Origin of the sequence: Salinivibrio proteolyticus (genome assembly GCF_001996165.1) — a bacterium.
Taxonomy (GTDB): domain Bacteria; phylum Pseudomonadota; class Gammaproteobacteria; order Enterobacterales; family Vibrionaceae; genus Salinivibrio; species Salinivibrio proteolyticus.
In genome coordinates this window covers 22,856-46,443 of record NZ_MUFP01000020.1, presented here as the reverse complement: position 1 = coordinate 46,443, position 23,588 = coordinate 22,856, and the positions used below count along the sequence as shown (strand labels likewise).

20 protein-coding genes and 1 pseudogene are annotated in these 23,588 nt (G+C 51.2%); 16 read left to right on the top strand and 5 right to left on the bottom strand.

Annotated elements, in window-relative coordinates:
- Window positions 1–35: 35 nt before the first annotated feature.
- The 7 genes from BZJ19_RS14165 (at window position 36) to BZJ19_RS14135 (ending at window position 5,767) form a co-directional block, all read left to right on the top strand.
- Window positions 36–1,010, top strand: coding sequence for a helix-turn-helix transcriptional regulator (locus BZJ19_RS14165; protein ID WP_157891205.1), 975 nt, complete (start codon window positions 36–38; stop codon window positions 1,008–1,010).
- 48 nt (window positions 1,011–1,058) lie between these two features.
- Entirely contained in the window at window positions 1,059–1,574 is a 516-nt protein-coding gene (locus BZJ19_RS14160; protein ID WP_077676114.1) for a thioredoxin fold domain-containing protein, read from the top strand.
- A gap of 87 nt (window positions 1,575–1,661) precedes the next feature.
- Window positions 1,662–2,294, top strand: coding sequence for a response regulator transcription factor (locus tag BZJ19_RS14155; protein ID WP_077479082.1), 633 nt, complete (start codon window positions 1,662–1,664; stop codon window positions 2,292–2,294).
- 37 nt (window positions 2,295–2,331) lie between these two features.
- On the top strand, window positions 2,332–2,964 hold the full coding sequence (locus tag BZJ19_RS14150) for a MarC family protein (protein WP_077676113.1): 633 nt from the start codon (window positions 2,332–2,334) through the stop codon (window positions 2,962–2,964).
- A gap of 180 nt (window positions 2,965–3,144) precedes the next feature.
- The gene (locus tag BZJ19_RS14145) at window positions 3,145–3,411 is read left to right on the top strand and encodes a DUF4212 domain-containing protein (protein ID WP_077640716.1); all 267 of its coding nucleotides are present in this window, start codon (window positions 3,145–3,147) and stop codon (window positions 3,409–3,411) included.
- A gap of 12 nt (window positions 3,412–3,423) precedes the next feature.
- Window positions 3,424–5,151: a sodium:solute symporter family protein gene (locus BZJ19_RS14140; protein ID WP_077676112.1), complete on the top strand. Its 1,728-nt coding sequence runs from the start codon at window positions 3,424–3,426 to the stop codon at window positions 5,149–5,151.
- A gap of 91 nt (window positions 5,152–5,242) precedes the next feature.
- On the top strand, window positions 5,243–5,767 hold the full coding sequence (locus tag BZJ19_RS14135; protein ID WP_235608245.1) for a hypothetical protein: 525 nt from the start codon (window positions 5,243–5,245) through the stop codon (window positions 5,765–5,767).
- 6 nt (window positions 5,768–5,773) lie between these two features.
- Here BZJ19_RS14135 and BZJ19_RS14130 read toward each other — a convergent pair whose 3' ends face one another.
- From BZJ19_RS14130 to BZJ19_RS14120, 3 genes are all read right to left on the bottom strand, one after another.
- Window positions 5,774–5,998, bottom strand: coding sequence for a hypothetical protein (locus BZJ19_RS14130; protein ID WP_077676110.1), 225 nt, complete (start codon window positions 5,996–5,998; stop codon window positions 5,774–5,776).
- On the bottom strand, window positions 5,998–9,444 hold the full coding sequence (locus BZJ19_RS14125; protein ID WP_077676109.1) for a hybrid sensor histidine kinase/response regulator: 3,447 nt from the start codon (window positions 9,442–9,444) through the stop codon (window positions 5,998–6,000). The genes BZJ19_RS14130 and BZJ19_RS14125 overlap by 1 nt, the downstream gene beginning before the upstream one ends.
- Before the next feature lie 103 nt (window positions 9,445–9,547).
- The gene (locus tag BZJ19_RS14120; RefSeq protein ID WP_077676108.1) at window positions 9,548–10,729 is read right to left on the bottom strand and encodes a 3-phenylpropionate MFS transporter; all 1,182 of its coding nucleotides are present in this window, start codon (window positions 10,727–10,729) and stop codon (window positions 9,548–9,550) included.
- Between the two features lie 197 nt (window positions 10,730–10,926).
- Here BZJ19_RS14120 and BZJ19_RS14115 point away from each other — a divergent pair.
- The 6 genes and pseudogenes from BZJ19_RS14115 (at window position 10,927) to accC (ending at window position 18,180) form a co-directional block, all read left to right on the top strand.
- Window positions 10,927–12,722, top strand: a pseudogene (locus BZJ19_RS14115) (DUF294 nucleotidyltransferase-like domain-containing protein).
- 1 nt (window position 12,723) lies between these two features.
- Window positions 12,724–13,347: a 3'-5' exonuclease gene (locus BZJ19_RS14110; protein ID WP_077676107.1), complete on the top strand. Its 624-nt coding sequence runs from the start codon at window positions 12,724–12,726 to the stop codon at window positions 13,345–13,347.
- A gap of 244 nt (window positions 13,348–13,591) precedes the next feature.
- Complete coding sequence (acs, locus tag BZJ19_RS14105; RefSeq protein ID WP_077676106.1) at window positions 13,592–15,541, top strand: acetate--CoA ligase; 1,950 nt, start codon at window positions 13,592–13,594, stop codon at window positions 15,539–15,541.
- A gap of 347 nt (window positions 15,542–15,888) precedes the next feature.
- Window positions 15,889–16,344 (top strand): type II 3-dehydroquinate dehydratase, encoded by a 456-nt coding sequence (gene aroQ / locus BZJ19_RS14100; RefSeq protein WP_077676105.1) that lies wholly within the window; start codon window positions 15,889–15,891, stop codon window positions 16,342–16,344.
- A 25-nt stretch (window positions 16,345–16,369) separates the two neighbouring features.
- Entirely contained in the window at window positions 16,370–16,825 is a 456-nt protein-coding gene (gene accB, locus BZJ19_RS14095; RefSeq protein ID WP_077676104.1) for an acetyl-CoA carboxylase biotin carboxyl carrier protein, read from the top strand.
- An 11-nt stretch (window positions 16,826–16,836) separates the two neighbouring features.
- A complete protein-coding gene (gene accC / locus BZJ19_RS14090; protein ID WP_077676103.1) occupies window positions 16,837–18,180 on the top strand; it encodes an acetyl-CoA carboxylase biotin carboxylase subunit in 1,344 nt (447 codons plus the stop codon).
- Window positions 18,181–18,232: 52 nt separating this feature from the next.
- Here accC and BZJ19_RS14085 read toward each other — a convergent pair whose 3' ends face one another.
- The gene (locus BZJ19_RS14085; RefSeq protein WP_162274225.1) at window positions 18,233–20,191 is read right to left on the bottom strand and encodes a methyl-accepting chemotaxis protein; all 1,959 of its coding nucleotides are present in this window, start codon (window positions 20,189–20,191) and stop codon (window positions 18,233–18,235) included.
- A gap of 245 nt (window positions 20,192–20,436) precedes the next feature.
- Between BZJ19_RS14085 and prmA the strand changes: the two genes are divergently transcribed.
- The 3 genes from prmA (at window position 20,437) to fis (ending at window position 22,838) form a co-directional block, all read left to right on the top strand.
- On the top strand, window positions 20,437–21,324 hold the full coding sequence (gene prmA, locus BZJ19_RS14080; protein ID WP_077676101.1) for a 50S ribosomal protein L11 methyltransferase: 888 nt from the start codon (window positions 20,437–20,439) through the stop codon (window positions 21,322–21,324).
- Window positions 21,325–21,553: 229 nt separating this feature from the next.
- A complete protein-coding gene (gene dusB / locus BZJ19_RS14075) occupies window positions 21,554–22,519 on the top strand; it encodes a tRNA dihydrouridine synthase DusB (RefSeq protein WP_069587013.1) in 966 nt (321 codons plus the stop codon).
- Window positions 22,520–22,541: 22 nt separating this feature from the next.
- Window positions 22,542–22,838 (top strand): DNA-binding transcriptional regulator Fis, encoded by a 297-nt coding sequence (gene fis, locus BZJ19_RS14070; RefSeq protein ID WP_002542007.1) that lies wholly within the window; start codon window positions 22,542–22,544, stop codon window positions 22,836–22,838.
- Window positions 22,839–22,927: 89 nt separating this feature from the next.
- Here fis and zntR read toward each other — a convergent pair whose 3' ends face one another.
- A complete protein-coding gene (gene zntR, locus BZJ19_RS14065) occupies window positions 22,928–23,353 on the bottom strand; it encodes a Zn(2+)-responsive transcriptional regulator (RefSeq protein WP_394329759.1) in 426 nt (141 codons plus the stop codon).
- Window positions 23,354–23,588 lie beyond the last annotated feature (235 nt).

Below are 23,588 nucleotides of genomic sequence, written 5' to 3'. Positions count from 1 at the left end.
TAGCGCGTTGATGCAGCATGTTAAGGGGGAACACTATGGCAGCACCCGTCTCTGTTGTTTGCACACAACGAGAATCCATCGCAGAGGGTCACGCCGAGATCATGGCTCACCACTCGCAACGGACGCAATCTCTGGTGCGAGGGCAGTTCTCACATACCTTATGCCCGGGAGGGTTACATATCGATGGCGGGATCACCGATGAGTTATGTGATGCCAATGTACTCCACCGTGCCCATCTGGGGATCACGCTAGTGATAGTGCTCGAGGGCGTGCTGGAGTTTGCCTACGATGGTCACACCTATCGGTGTGATGCACGCCACCAGCCCCAAGCACTTGCCGTCTCCGTGTGTCGTGATAGCACCTTTCGCCGTCGCTTAATTGAAGGTAACCACCTGAAAAAAGTGAATATATCGCTGCCACCCGAGTGGCTTGAGGGGTATGCAGACGAGCAAGCCTTACCACTGCTTAGTACCTTGCATCGCCATCATTTAGGCTGTGTACGCTGGCAACCGAGTACCTCCATACTTGACTCCATTCGCGCCTTATTACCCAGTATTAATAGGCAACATGAGGCTGATTCCCTGACCCAGCATCTACATGCACTCACCATCATCAAGCATCTGTGTGACCAAGCCGCTCATCGGATCATTGAGCCTGTTGTCGAACACATCCCTACCACCCATGAACCACAAGTCGCAAAAGCCGTCGCGTATATTGAAACCAAACTGCATACCGCATTAACCTTATCGACCATCGCGCAGGCGTGCGGCCTGAGTCGCAGCACATTGCAGCGTCGTTTTCGTACCCATCTGGGCGTGCCCGTGTCTGATTACATTCGGCGCCGCCGGCTCGCGGTGGTCAAAGAAAAGTTACTGCATGAGGCAATGTCAATTGGCGAAGCAGCTTACTGGGCGGGCTACCATCATCCCTCTAATTTCGTCACCGCATTTAAGCGTCAGTTTGGTATGACGCCCGGTCAGTTGATCCAGTCGCACACCCATGCGGTGTGATCATGGTATTTGTGTATACTCATCCTATTAGCATGAAAAGGAAAAAGTATGAGACAGGGTCGCCGCTTCGCACTGACTGCTGGGGTGTTGATTGCCGCATTGGGCGCCAGTGCGCTTTATATTGTTCGCTCGCAGCAAGCCACCACTCCTGCAAACGCATCGCATACCGTCGAGGCGCCAACGTTTGTGACCGTCAACAGCCAAACAGCGCTTGATGAAGAGCTCGCCAACGCCGCCGCGAGTCAGAAAATCGCCTTTGTCGATTACTACGCCGATTGGTGCATTCCGTGTAAGCAGTTCGCCACACAAACCTTTACCGATCCAGGCGTGGCCCAGCAACTTAACCGAATGTACCGGATTAAAGTGAATCTTAGCCATAATCGCCCTGAAGATTTTGCCCTTATGCGTCGCCAAAATGTGGCGGGCTTGCCCACCCTCGACTTTTGGCTATCCAGTGGTGAACGGGATGACACCGCACGCGTTACCGGCTTTTTACCTCCCGAGACATTTCTCTCCCATCTTTCTGAACACGGACTCATGATTCGGGCCAAAAGCGAGGAATGATCAATCTCTTAGTTCCTTTGTTACAAAATTGATAAACCGCACACCCAGTGGTAGCGTTGAAAGAAACACGGGAGCGGCATAAACACCATGGAAGCGCAACATACCATTGTGATCGCTGACGACCATCCGCTGTTTCGAAATGCCTTATTTCAATCAGTGCATATGGCTGTCAGCGGCGCGAATCTACTCGAAGCAGATAGTCTGGATAGTTTGAACGATCTGTTGGCACGCGATGCTGAGGTCGATTTAGTGCTACTGGATCTAAAAATGCCGGGGGCCAATGGCATGTCGGGATTAATTGCCCTGCGTCACCAATACCCGACGCTGCCGATTGTGGTAGTCTCCGCCAGTGAAGAGCCCAGTGTAATCCGTCAAGTGCGCTCCCATGGCGCGTTCGGCTTTATTCCTAAATCCAGCGATATGCGTACGCTGGTACAATCGTTAACCCAAGTCCTCGAAGGCACCCCCTGCTTTCCTGATGATTTAGGTGACGATGACGACAGTGAATGCCTGTCGAGCAAATTAGCCGCCTTAACGCCGCAACAATACAAAGTACTACGTATGCTTTGCGATGGCTTGCTGAATAAACAGATCGCTTACGATTTAGCGGTCTCCGAAGCCACTATCAAAGCCCATATGACGGCTATTTTTCGCAAGCTCGGGGTAAAAAATCGCACCCAAGCGGTGATTTTATTGCAGCAATCGAATATCGAACTTTGATACGCTAGCGCCACATCTCGACCTTGGAGCGCCGCTTATGTTAAGTATTCTTGCTACGCAATTCGTGATTTTATGGGCCGTGATCGATCCTGTCGGTAGCGTGCCCATCTATCTCTCGCAAACCAGCCACATGACCCCCAAACAAAAGCGCCGCGTGGCAGTGAAGGCGGTGGCGATCGCTTTCGCGATTTTATTGTTCTTCTTAATTGTGGGTCAGATTTTACTCGAAGCCATGCAAATCCCTTTGCCCGCCTTTCAAGCGGCAGGCGGACTGGTATTACTGTTATTTTCCTTAACCATGATTTTCGGCGAGGGCAAACCCAGTCAAGAAGCCAAAATGCTCAGCGAAAACGTGGATAAGGCCGAGATAGCCGCCACCGCGGTGTATCCCTTGGCGGTGCCTTCTATCGCCTCACCCGGCGCGATGATGGCCATTGTCATGCTCACGGATAACAACCGCTATGCCATTGCTGAGCAAGCCATTACTGCCGGAGTGATGTTTTTAGTCTTAGTCGCGACCTTGGTCTTACTCCTTGGGGCCAATGTGATACATAAAGTGATCGGCAACGTCGGTGCCTCGATTGTCAGTCGTGTTATGGGCCTGATCCTCGCCTCCGTCGCCGTTGCTAATTTGCTCGAAGGGATCCAAAAGTTTTATCACCTGACTTAGACCTTTGGCGCAATTCGTGGCTAGCTCAACCCGAGCTAGCCCAACCTAGCTCACAAAAATCCTGTCTTTTCGCCATATTGGCGCGCTTGTAGCTCGACTAAAGTTGCAATGTCGCTTTGTCCATCCACTGCTATCGTCTTCTTGTAACATTACATTAACGTGTTAAACAAGGAGATGGCGATGGCGTTTCAAAGCAAGGAACACGCGAAAGCCTACTGGGACAGAAACGTGAAGCTCATGATCAGTTTGATGGTTGTGTGGTTCATTGTCTCATTCGGCTGCGGGATCTTATTCGTTGATGCCCTCAATACAATTCAAATCGCAGGCTATAAGTTGGGATTTTGGTTCGCTCAACAAGGCTCAATTTATACCTTCCTTGGCATCATTTATGTGTATGCCAGACAAATGCGCAAGCTCGATCGCGAGTTCGGTGTTGACGACGAGTAAGAGGACAAACGCATGGATTTAAAAACCATTACCTACATCGTGGTTGGCTTTACCTTCGCCTTATACATCGGGATAGCGATCTGGGCACGTGCAGGGTCAACCAAAGAGTTTTATGTTGCGGGCGGCGGAGTCAACCCCGTCGCAAACGGAATGGCAACCGCTGCAGACTGGATGTCCGCCGCGTCGTTCATTTCCATGGCAGGCTTAATCGCCTTTATGGGATATGGCGGTTCGGTCTTTTTGATGGGCTGGACTGGTGGTTATGTCTTGCTTGCACTGTTGCTTGCTCCTTATTTGCGTAAATTTGGCAAATTTACCGTGCCGGAGTTTGTCGGTGAGCGCTTTTACTCGAAGACCGCGCGTATCGTGGCGGTGGTTTGCTTAATTATCGCTTCGGTAACTTACGTTATCGGTCAAATGAAAGGGGTTGGAGTCGCGTTTGGTCGCTTCCTAGAAGTCGATTACTCAACGGGGCTTTTGATTGGTATGTGTATCGTCTTCATGTACGCGGTCATGGGCGGGATGAAAGGCATTACTTACACCCAGATCGCTCAGTATTGCGTCCTCATTTTGGCTTACACTATTCCCGCAATCTTTATCTCACTAAAGCTCACCGGTAACCCACTGCCTCAAATTGGCTTGGGAAGCACTCTAGTAGGAACAGATCAATACTTACTTGACCGGCTCGATCAGGTGGTCACCGAACTCGGCTTTGTTGAGTACACCACCGCGGTGCGTGGTAGTACGCTCAATATGTTTGCCTATACCATGTCGCTGATGATTGGTACTGCAGGCCTACCACACGTGATTATCCGCTTTTTTACCGTGCCTAAGGTACGCGATGCGCGAACATCCGCTGGCTGGGCACTCTTCTTTATCGCGATTTTGTATACCTCAGCGCCTGCCGTTGCGGCCATGGCTCGCTTAAACTTGATGGACACCGTTAACCTGCCAAACGGGGATAACTTGATGTATGACGAGCGTCCTGATTGGTTCAAAAATTGGGAAACCACTGGTCTGCTCGGTTTTGAAGATAAAAACGGTGATCAGAAGATTCAGTATACCGCCGATCCTGCAACCAATGAGCTTCGTGTTGACCGCGATATCATGGTGCTTGCAAACCCCGAAATCGCCAAATTACCTAACTGGGTCATTGCGCTAGTGGCTGCCGGTGGCCTCGCTGCTGCATTGTCGACCGCCGCGGGATTGTTGCTCGCGATATCGTCAGCAATATCTCACGATTTGATAAAGGGGGTCGTTAATCCGCAAATTAGCGAAAAAAGCGAACTCCTTGCCAGTCGGATATCTATGGCTGTCGCTATCGGGGTTGCAGGATACCTCGGCTTGAATCCTCCAGGCTTTGCCGCTGGGACAGTCGCGCTCGCCTTCGGTCTCGCCGCCTCATCAATCTTCCCAGTACTGATGATGGGTATCTTTACCAAGACCATTAACAAGGAAGGGGCGATCGCCGGGATGGTTGCAGGTATCAGTGTCACTCTTTTCTATGTATTCCAACACAAAGGGATCCTATTTATCCCTGATTGGACTTACCTAGAAGGCCTAGGCAGTAACTGGATCTTGGGGATTGAACCTAATGCCTTTGGTGCAGTTGGTGCAATTTGTAACTTTATTGTGGCTATCATTGTCTCTCGTATGACAGAAGAAACTCCACAAGAAGTACAAGACTTGGTCGAACACGTCCGCGTGCCATCAGGTGCTGGTGACGCGCAATCACACTAGTGTGTGCCACACCACAAAAGCCCCTGCGGGGGCTTTTCTCTTCACCCTATTGACGTAATATCCAACCTATACCCCTAAGCCAAGGAGAGGCATGATGTCGACGGTAACGCGTTTTCTCACCAATAAGCATGTCGTTATCGCCATGCTGGTCACGCCCATTCTCGCTATAATCGCCTATTTCGCCGTTGATGCAGCCGTCACTGAGCCGCCCACCGCCGCGCAGCCGGGACAAAGCTACCCGCTTGCGGTGCGCTCGAATTGCCGCTACACCAGTGGCTTTTGCGCTCTTGAAAATGGCGATATGAAGTTAAAACTGGAATCTGACGGTGTGCAAGACAATACGCTGACACTGCGCTTAGCGAGCGCTTTACCTCTCGAGGGAGCACAGATTAGCATGACGAATACAGGCACCGAGCCTGAACCACAGTCAATGCAAGCGACAGATGAAACAGGCACGACTTGGCAGGTGTCACTTCCCGCCCCCGCCGATGCACAAGCGCAAATTCGTCTCGCGGTGAGTGTAGATGGCAGCTACTACTTTGCCGAGGCACCGACCACCTTTATTGAGCATAAAACATTCTACAGCGAGCATCAGAAAGCACAGGACGCCTCCTAGACTTTGCTACGTGTCGCTTCCGATTAAGTAACCACGAATGGCGTGCAAGATCGTAGCGACTTTATGCTCATAGGCCTGCTCCGTCAGCCAATGGTTCACGTCCGCCCAGCCATTACTGTCCAAATGGGCAAGATCGTCTATGTCGATATGTCCATCCACGGGGTTAAACCGACCTTCCACTCGGACCGTGCCAATGTCTGTGTCGAGACGAGAAATACTAAATGGGTCCATTACTGTCCTCGTTGCTGTAATAAGGCGCGAAGTTTGAGTGGTTTTACTGGCTTGGAAATGTAAGCAAACCCCAGTCCAGTGACCGATTGTTGAATGTCAGCACTGCGATCTGCGCTAATAATCGCGCCACGGAAACAGCGCCCTAAACGCAACTGACATTGTTGTAAGACCTGCAGCCCCGTTTGTTGATTAGCTAAATGGTAGTCACTGAGCACAAACTCTGGGTGCCAATCATCATTAATTTGTTGCATCGCGCCACTGACATCCGGCGCACAACGCACATCACACCCCCAACGCGATAACAACTGTGCCATGCCGGTTAGAATATCGGCTTCGTTATCCACACACAGCACACGGCATCCTTTTAGCGCACTCGCCGAAGCAGCACTGTGTGAGCGCGGCTCGGCGGGCACCACGGCCTCGGGAGTGCCTTGATCAACCGATATAGAAAAAACCGTGCCTTTGCCGGGCCAAGAGCGCAACCCAAGCGGCTGCTGTAAGATCTGGCTGATCCCTTTCGCGATCGCAAGTCCCAGCCCCAATCCTTGCTCTGCACCTTGACGGTCAAGGCGAGTAAATTCTTGGAAAATATCTTGCTGACGATCATGCGGGATCCCTTCTCCATCATCCCACACTTCAATACGGTATCGATTTTTTTCGCGACGTACTCCCAATAACACCCGCCCCCTCGGGTTATAGCGAAAGGCATTGGTCAAAAAGTTTTGCAGTACGCGACGAAGCAGTTTTTTATCTGAACGTACCCAGCCTTGGCAATGTTGAACATCAAAGCGCATGCCTTGTTGGTTGGCCAATACGCCAAACTCTGCTTCTAATGCCGTGAGTACATCATTTAATGCAAAGTGTTCAATCCGCGCTTTCATCTTGCCCGACTCTAATCGCGAGATATCCAGCAAGTCACCAATCAAATCCTCCGCCCCTTCCAGTGCGCTTTCGATGTGGCCAGCAACCCGTTGCGTGTCTGTATTATGGGCAATCTCCGATAGCGAGGAGGCAAATAAGCGCGCCGCATTCAAAGGCTGCATCAAGTCGTGACTGACCGCCGCGAGAAAACGGCTTTTCGACTGAGACGCCGATTCAGCTTTACGGGTGGCATCAATCAAACGGCTATTGAGGGATTCAAGCTCACGCGTGCGCTCCGTCACTCGTGCTTCCAAGGTTTCATTGGATTGCTTAAGCGCCGCCTCCGCTTGGCGAAACGCAGTAATGTCGGTAAAGGTCATCACGAACCCACCACCGGGCATGGGGTTACCTTGGAGCTCAATGACCCGTCCATCAGGGTGCACACGTGAGGAGGTATGCGGCTGACGGCGTGTTAAATGATGGACTCGTTTCTCTACATGCTCTTCCGGATCGCCCGGTCCACAAAGTCCGCGTTGGGCATTAAAGCGAATCAAATCAGCGACCGGGCGTCCCACCTGAATTAATCCGGGTGGAAACTGAAACATATCAATATAACGTTGGTTCCACGCCACCAGCCGTAGCTGTTTGTCGACCACCGAGATCCCTTGATTAATATGTTCAATGGCGCCTTGGAGCAAACCGCGCGAGAAATCAAACAGCTCAGACGCTTCATCAACAATGGTGGCAATTTCTTCCAACTGCATATTCCGCCCTTGTAAGGCAGACGATAGCACCAGCCGCGCAGACGATGCCCCAAACACTCCCGCCAACACACGCTCAGTATGGCGAATCAAGGGGGCACTTGCTTGCTGTTGCGGGATCAGGTCTTCGCCACGTTGATCGGCAAATTGGCTAAATGCCTGACGCATCCGCCGCCGGCCAACAAAACGGGCCGCAAGCATTTCCAGTTCTGCCACCGTGACTCGACTTTGATATAGGCGTGCATCTTCACTTTCTGGTAGCGGCATGCCCACAAACGCGGCGGCTTGCAATCGCTCACTCAAAGACGGTCGGGTTAACAGTGACACGGCCACAAAACTGGCAGCGTTCATTAACACACTAAATGCCAAGCCCCAATCAATGGGGTCTAACGTTGCAATAGGCGCAATCGCCGGTGGTGTGATCACCCAAATCAACAGGTTACTCTGCCCATCGCCGGCAAGCATACCGGTTTGCGTCATCATGGTGATCAACCACAAGCTAAATCCTACCGCTAACCCCGCATACACGCCTTTCTTATTACCTTGGCGCCAATACAAGGCACCGATCATCGCGGGAGCAAACTGCGCAATGGCCGCAAAAGAGAGAAAGCCAATTTCGGATAATGTTGGCACCGTTAAAATCAGGTGGTAAAAGCCCCAAGCGGCAATAAGAATCAGGAAAATTAAGGCGCGACGGACGTTGAGCAAAAGGCCAGAGAACTGCGTGAAATTACGCGACGTCATCTTCATCCGCCGCAGCAAAAGGGGTAACACCAGATCATTCGAGACCATAATAGCCAGCGCAATGGTCGAGACAATGACCATACCACTCGCTGCTGATGCGCCCCCCATGAAAGCCAATAACGCCATACCTTCGGCACCAACCGATAAGGGCAAACGAATCACATACGTATCCGCAGGGGCATCCGGGATCAGCATTTGTCCGGCGTACGCGAGCGGCAAAACGAATACCAACATCAGCAATAAATAGGTAGGGAACACTTTGCGGGCAGTATTGAGGTCGCTGGCACGGGTATTCTCCACCACCATGGTATGAAACTGACGAGGTAAACAAATAATGGCTGCAGCCGTCAGTAAGGTGTGAATGATCAAGTTACCAATATCTGGCCGCCCGATCACGCCGGACTCTTCGAGACTCATGGGCAAACTCGGCGCTTGAAATAAGAGCACCACCACAAATACGCCAATGCCTAAGAAAGCCACCAGCTTGACGATCGACTCGAACGCGATTGCCATCATCATACCGCGGTGGTGTTCAGTGCTATCGATATGGCGTGTGCCAAACAACACGGTGAACATCGCTAACGAGACACACACTAACCATGCAATTTGGGGTTGCTCTAGGCCAATACTGGCTCCGAGCTCAGGCGAAAGCACATCTAATCCCATGGCGATACCACGCAACTGCAGCGCGATATAAGGCAGGACACCGATGACAGCAATCAAAGTAACGGCTACCGCCAATCCTTGTGATTTGCCATAACGTGCCGCGATAAAGTCGGCAATCGAGGTGATGTGCTCTCGTTTGGCAATTAAGATCATGCGGGCGAGAAAGCGCCATCCCAGCGTGAACACTAAAATGGGCGCTAAATAGATAGGTAAAAACGACCACGGCGAGCTAGAGGCTTGACCGACCGTACCGAAGAAAGTCCACGAGGTACAATAGACCGCGATAGAAAGGCTATAGATCCAAGGGCGCCACGTTCGTAGCCAACGCGGGCGGCTGTCGCCATACCATGCGATGGCAAACAGCGTCCCCATGTATAATAATGAAACCGAGACAATTACCCAGCCTTGTGTCATGACTCCCTTCCTGACCCCTGCGTATTTTTCGTCCGCCTAGAAGGGTGTAACACGCGACAGACACCGGCTCAATCTTCCTGTCTCGGCTTTGTGGGCCTCGTGGCTAACTTTGCTGCAAGCGGGCCTTTCTTGCTTGTTGGTACTGAGGTTCATGCAAAGGCAGTAACAGCGCCGGCAGTGCAAGCAACGCCATCGCATAGAAAGTCCACGCTGGAGAAAAGTCATACACCCAACCGCTAGCTGCCGTCAGCGCCGCGACCACCGCGCCCATGGGAAGAGCGTTATAGGCGGCTTGTACCGCGACAAGGCGAGTCCCACATTCGCGTTGAATATATTGCATGGCACCCAAATGGGCGGCGGCAAAGGTAATTCCGTGGAGAAGTTGTACCATTATCACTGGCGCTAAGGCTGTCGTTGAGCCAGTGATCCCCCATCGCACTAACACGCCGAGAGCGGCAAGACGGAATAAGGCTTTGGCAGACCAGCCACCAAAAAGACGTGCTCCCAGCGCAAAAACCGCCACTTCCGATACCACACCCAGACTCCACAAATAGCCCACGATGCTTTCGCTGTAACCGGCATGCTTCCAATAGATAGCGCTAAAACTGTAATACGCGGCATGACTGCCTTGTAGCAAGGAGGCAATTAGCAGGAATACCACAATGTGAGGGTCACGAAAAAGTTGGCGCATCGACACCTTACTGTGGGCCGCATCATGCTCACTTTCCGGCATTACTGTCGGGCGACGTAAGGTTAACAGTAAGCAAGCCGACAAGCCTCCAATCGCAACCCAAGGGATAATCGCGGCGGTTTCCTCGGTTACCAACCATCCGGTCAAGCTTGATCCGATAATAAAAGCAATCGACCCCCATAAGCGTGTTCGACCATAGTCGATAATCTGATGACGTGCATAATAGTTCGCTAACGCGTCGGACAAAGGCACCGATGGCCCAATCGCCAGATTAAAGAGCACAGTCACCAACGCGAGCCACGCAATGTTCGCTCCCATTACAGGGTGCAAGGCACAGGTTAACAACGCCATTAAGGTTAAGCCACGCAGTGCAGGCAGTAGCGACTCCACCCGCTGCACTTTGGGAGTAAACACTAAGTTGGCCACACAACGAGTTGCAAAGCCCAAGCCAATCAGCGTACCAATCACCCCGGCATGCAACCCCATGTAATCAAACCAAACCGCCCAAAACGGCAAGTAGACTCCGTAAGAGAAAAAGAAACCGCCAAAGTACTCTGACAGCCAACGAAAAGGTGAACAGTGGGACAAGCTCATTTCATTACTTCACATCAAGATAGATTCGCGGCTAAGTGTCTCAACTCTTTGACATGAAAAAAAGCCCTACTCAGCGAATATCCTCATCACTTCGTTGATCTCAGCCTAGGTTTCGCCGCAACTGGCTAGACTAAAGTCGGCTAGCCGGAACAGGTAACGTGCGACACACTAGAAATATTATTGTGGGGAGTGCAATTATGCCTGAACCGTTTGACACCTCTCATGCACCGTTTGATTGCCTGACGGCGTCCCAAGTCAAGCAATGCCGCCAAGCCATAGACGTTGCCTACTTCCGACGTGGCGATACGCTGCTCGCCGCCGGTGATAGTGGCGATCAGCTCTTTATCATTATCAAAGGCAGTGTGGAAGAGGTGTCGGAAGACGGCAAAGAAACCTTTTCGCACTACACTACGGATGACCTATTTGATGTCCCAGCGATATTAAACGGTACCGCCAAGCACCAATATCGCGCCCTAGAAGATACTTTATGTCACTTACTGCCTGCCGAGGTGTTCCTCGCCATTTATCATACCAATCAAGATTTTAGTGCTTACTTCGATACCAACTTACAGCGCCGTCAGCAGCTAATCGCACAAGCTCGCCAGCAGCAGAACTTAGCCGAGTTCATGCTCACTCGCATTGACGATAGCAATATTCAACCAGCGCTGTGCGTAACACCCGATGTGTCCCTTAGTGACGCCACCACAAAAATGAAGGCACAACGCTGTGATTGTGCCTTGGTCGATTACGAGGATGGGAGCTGCGGCATTATTACCCGCACCAATCTACTGCATGCCTTGGTGCTCGACGGCCATGACCAATCGGTCCCGGTGGGAAATATCGCCACCCGCCCCGTGATAAGCGTCGAGCGAGGGGACTTTCTCTTTCATGCCATGATCACCATGACTCGTCAGCGAGTGAAGCGTGTCCGTGTCGTCGATGATCAGGGACAGACCGTGGGCACACTCGATCTTCCGCAAGTGCTGAGCTTGTTCTCCACCCATTCTCATGTACTTAACTTACGCATTGCACGCGCGCAAACCGTCGATGAACTGGTGTTAGCGGCAAATAGCCAAAGCAAATTGGTTCATACCCTATTTAACAACGGTATCCACACCCGCTTTGTGATGAAGCTCATCGCGACCGTGAATGAACAAATCATGGAAAAAGCGTTTCGCCTCATCGTGCCCGAGCCCTATCAGCAGCAATGCTGTTTAGTGGTGATGGGCTCGGAAGGACGCGGCGAGCAAGTGCTTAAAACCGATCAAGATAACGCACTCATTTTGGCCGATGATCTCACTTGGCCCGAGTGCCAAACCGTGATGGAGGCCTTTTCACATACCTTAAACCTACTCGGCTATCCGCCCTGCCCTGGGCAGGTGATGGTCAGTAATCCCAAGTGGGTGAAAAGCTCGTCTCAATGGCAACAAACCATTCGTAACTTAGCGCAAAGTGCTAATCATCAAAGCGTGATGGATTTAGCCATTCTCGCCGATGCGCATCCTGTTGCGGGCGACAGCCAGCTTATCGACGCGATTCAAACGCCACTTAAAGCCTCGCTCACCGATAATATGCTGACCTTAAATACCTTTGTGCGCCCGGCATTGGCGTTCAAAGTCCCTTTGACGGTGTTTGGCTCATTAAAGAGTGGTAAAGAAGGGCTCGACATCAAAAAAGCGGCATCTTTCCGATTGTGCACGGCATTCGCACTATGAGCCTAGAAAAAGGGGTCAGCGAAACCAATACCTTTGAGCGGATTGAGAGGCTGGCCACCATAGGGACACTGGCCGAAGAAACGGCAGAGAATCTCGCCGAGGCGCTGAAGCTATTTATCCGACTGCGGTTACGCCAACAATTAAGTGGTGAACAACAGAGTAACTATATCGATGTCTCTGCGCTTCCTTCCAGTGAGCGAGATCTTTTACGTCACGGTTTACATGTGGTGAAAAAGTTCAAAGAATCCCTCGCCTATCACTACCATGTGAGGGACTAACGTGAACTGGTTGTCACGTCAATGGTACCGCTACCGATTGCGGACATCGTCCTACCGCGCGCTCTTCTTACCCTCGGATCGCAGCACAGTGATCTCACTCGACTGCGAAACCACCAGCTTGGATCCAGAGCGTGCAGAACTCGTCACTATCGCCGCCACTCCAATTCAAGGGAATCGAATACTCACCAGCCAGGCGCTCACCTTGACCTTGGTGGCGCCAAAAAGCTTGAACGCAGGCTCGGTCCGCATTCATCAGTTGCGCCATCAAGATCTTGAACAGGGTGTCAGCGCTGAGCAAGCCATGACGACGTTAATCGCCTTCATCCATAACCATCCTTTGGTTGGCTACCACATTCGCTACGACAAAACGATCTTAGACCGCTACTCACGGCGTTTTTTAGGCTTTCCGTTACCCAATCCCGTGATAGAAGTTAGCGATATTTATCAACGTCAATTAGAGCGTTTACTGCCCAATGCCTACCATGACATCAGCATGGAAGCGATCAGTCGCCATTTAGACCTCCCTTTGCCCGCCCGTCATGATGCACTGGACGATACCATCGCCGCCGCCTTGATTTACGTGCGCTTGCAATATGGCGACATGCCTATGCTACGTTCGCAATAGCCAACAGCGACCCAGCTTTACGACACGTATTGCACAAAAAGTGAGATCAACCCCCCAATCTATGGTCCAACAAGCGCACAAACCACTTATAAATCAATGGCCTCATCCTAAAGTCTAATTGCCGGACCCCACGAACTGTCACACCTTTAAGGACATGGTTTTCATTTGCCAGGCAGCGGTACAGCCTGACATCTCACGACATGGAAGCGCCGCATGAGATTACGCGGACACGAGGAGAAACAGGATGAGCGATAGTCACGTATACCCCGTCATGCCTTCAATTGCACAAAAGGCACACGCGGATGAAGCCACCTACCAAGCGCTTTATCAGCAATCAGTGACCGATCCCGAAGGCTTTTGGCGCGAACACGGGCAAATTCTTGATTGGATCAAACCCTATACCAAGGTGAAACATACCTCTTTTGATACCGGCCACGTCGATATTCGTTGGTTTGAAGATGGTACCTTGAATGTGGCCGCCAACTGTATCGATCGTCATCTTAACGACAAAGGCGATCAGGTTGCCTTAATTTGGGAAGGAGACGATCCGAAGGACGATGCCACGCTGACCTACAAGCAGCTCCACCAACAGGTGTGCCAATTTGCCAATGCGCTTAAAGACAATGGCGTGAAAAAGGGTGATGTAGTCTGTCTTTATATGCCGATGGTCATGGAAGCCGCGGTCGCGATGCTCGCCTGTGCCCGTATTGGCGCCGTGCACACAGTGGTATTTGGCGGTTTCTCACCTGAAGCGCTGGCAGGACGTATTATCGACTCCAACGCTAAAGTCGTGGTTACCGCGGATGAAGGCGTTCGTGGCGGCCGTGCAGTGCCATTGAAAAAGAACGTCGATGAAGCCCTTGCCAACAGCAAAGTTACGTCGGTCAATAACGTGCTAGTTTTCAAACGCACAGGGGGGCAAGTTGATTGGCACGAAGGTCGCGACGTGTGGTGGCATGAAGCCACCGCAAATGCATCAACCGATTGCCCTCCCGAAGCAATGAACGCCGAAGATCCTTTATTTATCCTCTATACATCTGGCTCAACCGGGACACCAAAAGGGGTGCTGCATACCACAGGCGGCTACCTCGTATATGCTGCGATGACCTTCAAATACGTTTTTGATTATCAAGACGGCGAGGTGTTCTGGTGTACTGCCGATGTGGGTTGGATCACCGGCCACAGCTATCTCATTTATGGCCCGCTAGCTAACGGTGCGAAGACTATTTTATTTGAAGGCGTGCCCACCTACCCATCAACCGCCCGTATGAGCGAAGTGGTTGATAAACACCAAGTGAATATTTTATATACCGCACCGACCGCCATCCGCGCGTTGATGGCTAAAGGTAACGAAGCCGTTGAGGGAACGACACGTAGCTCACTGCGCATTATGGGCTCGGTGGGTGAACCCATTAACCCAGAAGCCTGGGAATGGTACTACACCACCATTGGCAATCGTCAAAGCCCGATTGTGGATACGTGGTGGCAAACAGAAACCGGCGGCATATTGATCACCCCCTTGCCCGGCGCGACCGCCCTCAAACCCGGTTCTGCCACCCGACCCTTCTTTGGCGTACAACCTGCGTTGGTTGATAACGTCGGCAACATTGTCGACGGTGCGGCTGAAGGGAATTTGGTGATGCTGGACTCGTGGCCGGGACAAATGCGTACCGTGTTTGGCGACCACGACCGCTTTGAGCAAACGTATTTCTCAACCTTCAAGGGCATGTACTTTACCGGTGACGGCGCGCGTCGCGATGAGGACGGCTACTACTGGATTACAGGTCGTGTCGATGATGTCCTTAACGTATCCGGCCACCGAATGGGGACCGCAGAAATCGAGTCCGCGTTAGTGGCCTTTGATAAAATTGCCGAAGCCGCCATCGTGGGTGTGCCACACGACATCAAAGGCCAAGCGATTTATGCCTACATCACTCTGAACGCTGGTGAGGTGCCCAGCGCCGAGCTACATAAAGAGGTGAAAGAGTGGGTACGCAAAGAAATTGGTCCTATTGCGACGCCCGATTTTATCCATTGGACCGACGCCTTACCCAAAACGCGTTCAGGAAAAATCATGCGCCGTATTCTGCGCAAAATCGCCACCGGTGATACTGGTAGCCTTGGCGACACCTCAACGCTGGCCGATCCGAGTGTGGTCGACAAGCTGATTGCCGAGAAAGAAAACGTGGTGTAGCGCAACGACACGATTGCTTAGCAACCTTTGCCGCCTACGGGCGGCTTTTTTTGTTTTTATGATCTGTACCACTGAACTGTCTGGGCGAACACCACTCCTATCCTTATTGTCGATAAAAAACACATAACCTTGACAGTTCAGCAATCGACAATCGCGACAGTTTTTGCTACACCATAAAGGGGAAGTGTGCTGATTAGACCAGTATTTTGCTGCGATTTGCGGTGAATTCTCTATAATTGAGCCCACTAAGGACAAATCGGCGTGCTTGAAGCCCATTCAGCATGCCATCAGGCTGGAATCCACAAAGTGCTGCATATTGACAGCAAATAGGAGAAGTAAGCGTCAAGATGTCTACAAATAACCGTGTTTTAGTCTTAAATGGCCCAAACCTCAATTTGCTAGGCCAGCGTGAACCCGATCACTACGGTAGCCAAACGCTCGATCAAATCATCGCCGCGTTGCATGCCCAAGCGGCAACCTTGGGGCTTCACCTTGAGCACTTACAATCCAACAGTGAAGCCAACCTGATTGATGCTATTCACCAAGCCATGGGTGAGGTGGATTTTATCATTATCAATCCTGCCGCTTTTACGCACACCTCCGTCGCCCTGCGCGACGCGTTGCTCGGTGTTGGGATCCCGTTTATCGAGGTGCACCTTTCCAATGTGCATGCTCGAGAACCCTTCCGTCATCATTCCTACCTCTCTGACAAGGCTGTCGGTGTAATTTGTGGGTTGGGAGCAGATGGCTACGAATTCGCATTAACGGCAGCTGCGCGCCATTTGGCGTTTGCAGCTCAGTAAAACAAACACAAGAAGAGACGACACCATGGATATCCGTAAAATCAAAAAATTGATCGAACTGGTTGAAGAGTCAGGCATTGCTGAGCTCGAAATTTCTGAGGGCGAAGAGTCGGTACGCATCAGCCGTTCATCACCTGCCGCGCCTCAGTTTGCTGCACCACAGTATGCCATGCCTGCGCCTGCCGCCCCAGCTGCACCGGCCGCAGAAGCGCCAGCCGCAGCGCCAGCAAGCGCACCAGAACCGACGGGTCACCAAGTTCTTTCGCCAATGGTGGGTACTTTCTATCGCGCGCCAAGCCCAGATRCCGCACCGTTTGTTGAAGTTGGCAGCCAAGTCAATGCAGGTGATGCCTTGTGTATCGTTGAAGCGATGAAGATGATGAACCAGATCCAAGCAGATAAGAGCGGTGTGGTAAAAGCGATTCTGTGTGAAGACGGCCAGCCAGTTGAGTTCGACGAACCACTCGTAATCATCGAATAAGCGAGGGCCGTATGTTAGATAAAATTGTTATCGCCAACCGCGGTGAAATCGCGCTGCGGATCTTGCGTGCTTGTAAAGAACTCGGCATTAAAACGGTGGCGGTACACTCCACTGCAGACCGCGATCTAAAGCACGTCCTGTTAGCGGATGAAACGGTTTGTATCGGTCCTGCGCCGAGCAACCAAAGCTACCTAAATATTCCTCGTATCATCAGCGCAGCTGAAATCACCGGCGCGGTGGCGATTCACCCAGGTTATGGCTTCCTGTCGGAAAACGCCGATTTTGCTGAGCAAGTAGAGCGCTCTGGCTTTGTCTTTGTCGGCCCCAAAGCCGACACCATTCGCCTAATGGGTGACAAGGTCTCTGCGATCGAAGCGATGAAAAAAGCAGGCGTCCCTTGTGTCCCTGGTTCTGACGGCCCATTGGGCAGCGATCAGGACAAGAACAAAACCATCGCCAAACGTATTGGCTACCCAGTGATCATTAAAGCGTCAGGCGGCGGCGGTGGCCGTGGTATGCGTGTGGTTCGCTCTGAAGCCGAACTGGTGGATGCCATCGCGATGACCCGCGCCGAAGCCAAAGCCGCGTTTAGCAACGACATGGTGTACATGGAAAAATTCCTTGAAAACCCCCGCCATGTCGAAGTGCAAGTCTTGGCTGACGGCCAAGGTGGCGCTATTCACCTCGGTGAACGTGATTGCTCAATGCAACGTCGTCACCAAAAGGTGGTTGAAGAAGCTCCAGCGCCAGGCATCACTGCTGAGATGCGTAAGTTTATCGGCGAACGTTGCTGCCGTGCCTGTATCGAAATCGGCTATCGCGGCGCGGGTACCTTTGAATTCTTGTACGAAAACGGCGAGTTCTTCTTTATCGAGATGAACACCCGTATCCAAGTTGAACACCCTGTCACTGAAATGGTTACCGGTGTCGATCTGGTCAAAGAGCAACTGCGCATTGCAGCGGGTCAGCCTCTGTCGTTTACCCAAGATGATATTCGCATTCGCGGCCATGCGGTCGAGTGTCGTATTAATGCYGAAGACCCTGAGCGCTTTATTCCAAGCCCGGGTAAAATTGAGCGTTTCCACTCACCTGGCGGTATGGGTGTGCGTTGGGAGTCACACGTGTATGCGGGCTATCGTGTTCCTCCTCACTATGACTCCATGATAGGTAAGCTGATTTGTTACGGTGAGAACCGCGATGTTGCGATTGCTCGTATGCGCAATGCGCTGGCCGAAACCGTGATTGATGGCATTAAAACCAATATCCCGCTGCAAATCGATATTATGAACGATGAGCACTTCCAACACGGCGGTGCCAACATTCACTATCTCGAGAAGAAACTCGGATTGTCTTAAATAAGACATTGCATATAATCAGCCGCCGTTCATCCGGCGGCTTTTTCATGCTTTACGTCATCTCGCGTTCTAACGCTTCAATCCCCGCCACAACTTGCTTAGAAAGCGGTTCAATCTGCAGGTATTTCTCTTCTGCGCCCGCGCGATCGCCCTTATCGTCAAGTTCAATAATTGATTTTATCGTCCGATGCAGCTCAGCGTGTGGTTTCTCGAGCGCGCGATAGCTATTGAGGTGCCCATACTGAGCCTTACCCTCGCCATAGTACCACTGGCCGAGCGCACACTTGTGATGCGAGCAAGCAACCTCACGATTCATGGCGCTACTATCACCACTTAAAAAGTCTCTTACTTTGGTTTTCCAAGCCAAATGGGCATTTTTAATCGCACTAAAATCTTTTTTTGTTGACGCTTGCCCACTGACGGTAAAGTCACTCAATATGTCACTCAGCATATGCGACTGCTCAGTCAATTGACGAGCAATGAGTGACGTCTCTGTTGCTTCACTGCTGGCACTTTGGCTTTGTGTGTGGATTTTTTCCACCGCTTCGCTCATCTCTTTGGTCACACTGGCTTGCTGATCAGCCGCCGCCGCAACCTGAATGCCCATTTGTTTGACATCATTAACCTTATCCAATATGTCATTCAGTACCTGGTTCGACTCTGTCACATACGTGAGCGTTTGTTGTGCCGTTTGATTATTACTCACAATCCGCTCTGAGGACTGGCGAATACCCGATTGCAGCCCCTCAAGCATGTCTCGAATATCGCCCGTCGCTTGCTGTGTACGCTGAGCCAAACCACGCACTTCATCGGCCACCACAGCAAAGCCGCGTCCTTGTTCGCCCGCTCGCGCCGCTTCGATGGCAGCATTGAGAGCGAGTAAATTGGTTTGCTCGGCAATATCACTGATGGTCTCTGTCACTGTGGTAATTTTTTGACTCTCATCCGCGCTCTTTTGGATCTGCTCGATGGTCGCTTCCAGTTCGCCGATAAAGGTGTTCATACTCGTCGTCGCTTGGGTAACGACGCCCGCGCCCTCATTCACCCTCGCTTGCGTTTGTTCGATCGTTTCCGCCGTGCGATTCATATTCTGCGCAACTTCATCAACAGTGGAGGTCATTTGTGACATAGCACTGGCCACTTGTGTTGTCTGAGAGACCTGCGCCTCCATCGTATTTTTCACACCATGCCCTTTACCGGACAACTTGTCGGCTTGGTCAATAAGCAAATTAGTATTTTCAATCACTTGACCAATAACTGCGCCGAAGCGTGCTTTAACCATTTTAAAATTGTCCGCCAGCTGGCCCATTTCGTCATATCTAACCGGCTCATTGGCATTTTCGAGGTTACCAGAGGCTAAGTTATTTAAGGCCTCACTGGTCATTTTGATGGCGGCGATCACACGATTTTGCACCACCCACGTGCTCACTGCGGCCAGGGCAACCATAGTGCCGACAAGCCCCATGACAACATAGTTTTCTTGGTAATACGCCATATACCCACCAGCCAAGCCAAGCATGCTCATCAGGATCAAAACGGCGTGAAAAAAGTRGCGAAGTTGGATGCGCTGAGTAACTGATGGTTTAGGTAATGCCAGCGATGGATTCTGCCGCATTTTTTTGTACAAGCTCTCAGCCTGTTCAATTTCTTCACGGCTTGGCTCACTGCGCACAGATTGAAACCCAACCATATTGCCGTTTTTAATCACAGGAGAAACAAACGCTTGTACCCAATAATGATCGCCATTTTTACAGCGGTTTTTGACCATACCACGCCAGTTATTGCCCGCTTTAATGGTTTTCCACATATCAGCAAACGCGGCTGGCGGCATATCTTTGTGGCGAACCAGATTGTGATCGCTACCTATTAATTCATCACGGGTAAAACCACTGATAGATACAAACGCGTCGTTAGCATATTGGATCTTACCGCGTAAATCGGTGCGCGACACCAGCTCACCGCGACCATTAAACCGCACTTCTTTTTGCGTAACTGCCCCATTGTCCCGCATGCCCTCTCTCCTCATCTGCTACTCGTGACACCTTAATCACCAACTCTGTTCAATTTTTGTGCCATCTCGCTTTAAGGCTATATGATCAAACCATTGTGTGTTTTTTCACCATGAAAAGTTGCCAATTTACGTACAAAAGCCAAGGTTAAAAGCAAAGTGCAAATCAAATTGCGAAGCTGAGAACACAAGCGGTTTGGGTACCAGTCTGATAAAATAGGGAGATATTTTCCGACACGAGATTCACCATGCCTTGGATCCAATTAAAACTAAATGCAACTGCTGAAAATGCAGAAGCCATTGGCGACCTACTAATGGAAGAAGCGGGCGCCCTTTCCGTCACCTTTTTAGATGCCAAAGACACGCCTGTTTTTGAACCTTTGCCTGGTGAAACCCGTCTGTGGGGCGAAACCGACATCATGGCGTTATACGACGCCCAAGCGGACATGGCGACCGTGTTGGCAGTGTTGAACACGAGCCCATTGTTGGCGGACAACTTTGCCCACAAGGTCGAACAGCTTGAGGATAAGGACTGGGAACGCGCTTGGATGGATAACTTCAAGCCAATGCAGTTTGGTGAGCGCTTGTGGATCTGCCCAACTTGGTGCGAAGTCCCTGATGATAATGCCGTCAACGTGATGCTCGACCCTGGCCTCGCCTTTGGCACAGGATCACACCCGACTACCGCTCTGTGCCTCGAATGGCTCGACGGACTCGACCTCAGTGGTAAGACAGTGATCGACTTCGGTTGTGGCTCTGGGATCCTCGCGATTGCCGCCATCAAACTCGGTGCCGAACGTGTGATTGGCATTGATATCGACCCTCAAGCACTACTGGCGTCCAAAGATAACGCAGAGCGCAACGGTGTCGCCGACCAACTGCACTTGTATCTGCCTAAAGACCAACCGGCCGATCTCCAGGCCGATGTGGTCGTGGCCAATATTCTGGCCGGTCCACTCCGTGAGCTGTCTGGCGTGATCAAAGGACTCATCAAACCCGGCGGCCAATTAGCGATGTCTGGTGTCCTCGATACCCAAGCAGAAGACGTCGCCAATCACTACCGCGACAGCCTCACTATCGACCCGATCGTAGAACGTGAAGAGTGGTGCCGAATTAGCGGTCAGTTACCCGCTTAATCGTTCGCATCGTCGTACAAACGGCTTACCGTACCCTTAACAAGGTCGGTAAGTCATCGTTGACGTGCTACTCGAAATGCTTGATTAATCAGCGAAACGCGACTGATACAAAAAGTGCTGTAAAAATCAAGCCATCAATGCTCAAATATTGTCCTTTTCAGACGCGTCAAAAATGCGTAAAATGCGCGCCCTTGCTGACTCAGAGCGGCTGACAGAGGATTTAGAGCTTTTGCGTATCGGACCTTATAACCTGGATGTCCCGTTGATCGTTGCCCCAATGGCAGGTGTCACGGACCGACCTTTTCGTGAGTTATGTCTTGCGCACGGCGCAGGCATGGCTGTCAGCGAAATGATGTCGTCTAATCCAGCCTTATGGCGAACGAACAAATCGCAAAAGCGCATGGTTCATATTGACGAGTCTGGCCTTCGTTCGGTTCAGATCGCCGGTGCCGAGCCAGAGCTAATGGCCGAGGCGGCCCGCTTTTGTGTCGAAAACGGGGCACAAGTCATCGACATCAACATGGGTTGCCCAGTGAAAAAGGTCAATAAGAAGTTAGCTGGCTCTGCCTTGCTAACGCGACCGGACCTCATTGAGCAAATCCTCAAAGCCACGGTAAACGCGGTGGATGTGCCGGTGACATTGAAAACCCGTACAGGTTGGGACCCGGACAATAAGAACTGTGTAGAGATCGCCCGGATGGCGGAAGATTGTGGTATCCAAGCCCTTGCCCTGCATGGCCGCACGCGCGCCTGTATGTACAAAGGGGAAGCAGAGTACGACAGCATTAAAGCAGCCAAAGCGGCTGTGTCGATCCCAGTGATTGCCAATGGCGACATTGATTCTCCGGAAAAAGCACGTTATGTGCTGGATTACACAGGTGCTGATGCATTGATGATTGGTCGTCCTGCTCAAGGACGCCCGTGGATTTTTCGCGAAATCCACCACTATCTCACCACTGGTGAGTACCTGCCTGCCCCTTCACTAGAAGAGGTTAGGACGATTTTGTTGGGTCATGTTCAAGAGCTCCATCACTTTTATGGGGAGCTCAAAGGATTACGTATCGCCCGTAAGCACGTGGGTTGGTACCTGAAAGAGCATGATCAAATTGGCGATTTTCGCCGAACCTTCAACGCAATCGAAGATGCACAACAGCAGATCGATGCGCTGCAAGGCTACTTCGACAACGTTGCATAAATACGAGAAGAGCTGACAGAATATGTTCGAACAAAACCTGACTTCCGAAGCATTGACAGTAACGACTGTAACTTCACAAGATCAAATTACGCAAAAGCCACTTCGTGACTCTGTAAAAGCATCCCTGAAGAACTACCTAGCGCAATTGAATGGCCAGGAAGTCAACGATCTGTATGAGCTTGTCCTCGCAGAAGTTGAGCAGCCACTGCTGGATACCATCATGCAATACACCCGCGGTAACCAAACCCGCGCAGCCACCATGATGGGCATCAACCGCGGTACATTGCGTAAGAAACTGAAAAAATACGGCATGAACTAATCAATCATTAGTTTGGCTGTTATAAAACGGGCTAGCCGTCAATCGGTTAGCCCGTTTTTGTTTTCTCTGATGGTGCAACGCAGCTTCCCTTAACAGCATGAGTTGGAATCTTCGCTGTCCGCCAGGGTTTCTAATATCGAGCAATGGGTCGCGTCATCGTCGTCCATACCGCAACAGGCGGCATTTAAACGTGTCAGTGCATGCTTGACCCGCTCAAGCGCGGCTATCTTCTCTGAGACCTCATTCAGGCGCCGCTGGGTGATCCCTTTTACTTCTGCACAGGTGTGTAACGTCGCTTCTTCGCGAATGTCGGACAGCTCGTGAATTTCATCAAGCGATAACCCCATTTCTTTGCCGCGTAAAATGAACATCACTTGGCTGATGGCATCATCAGCATAAAGCCGGTATCCACCCTCTGTGCGCGCACTCGGTGCTAGCAAGCCTGACTTTTCATAAAAACGCAGCGTATCGGTGGAGACACCACAGTGCTTGGCAAGCTCACCTATTTGCAGCAACTTGGTCATCACCGCTCCTCTATCGTAATGCGATTGATCCTTCTTTTTGTAGCAAAGCCGCGACCTTATGACCAGCATTGCATGCGAACCAGAAAAAACTGAAGTGTAAAAACAATAAAAATGTCGCCATCAGCAAATAGCAATCGATTGCGCAAACAAAATCAGATAGAATGTCGCCGCTTTGACACTTGACGGTTTAATAAAGCTTATCCGTGTTGATAGACACGATGGGCTT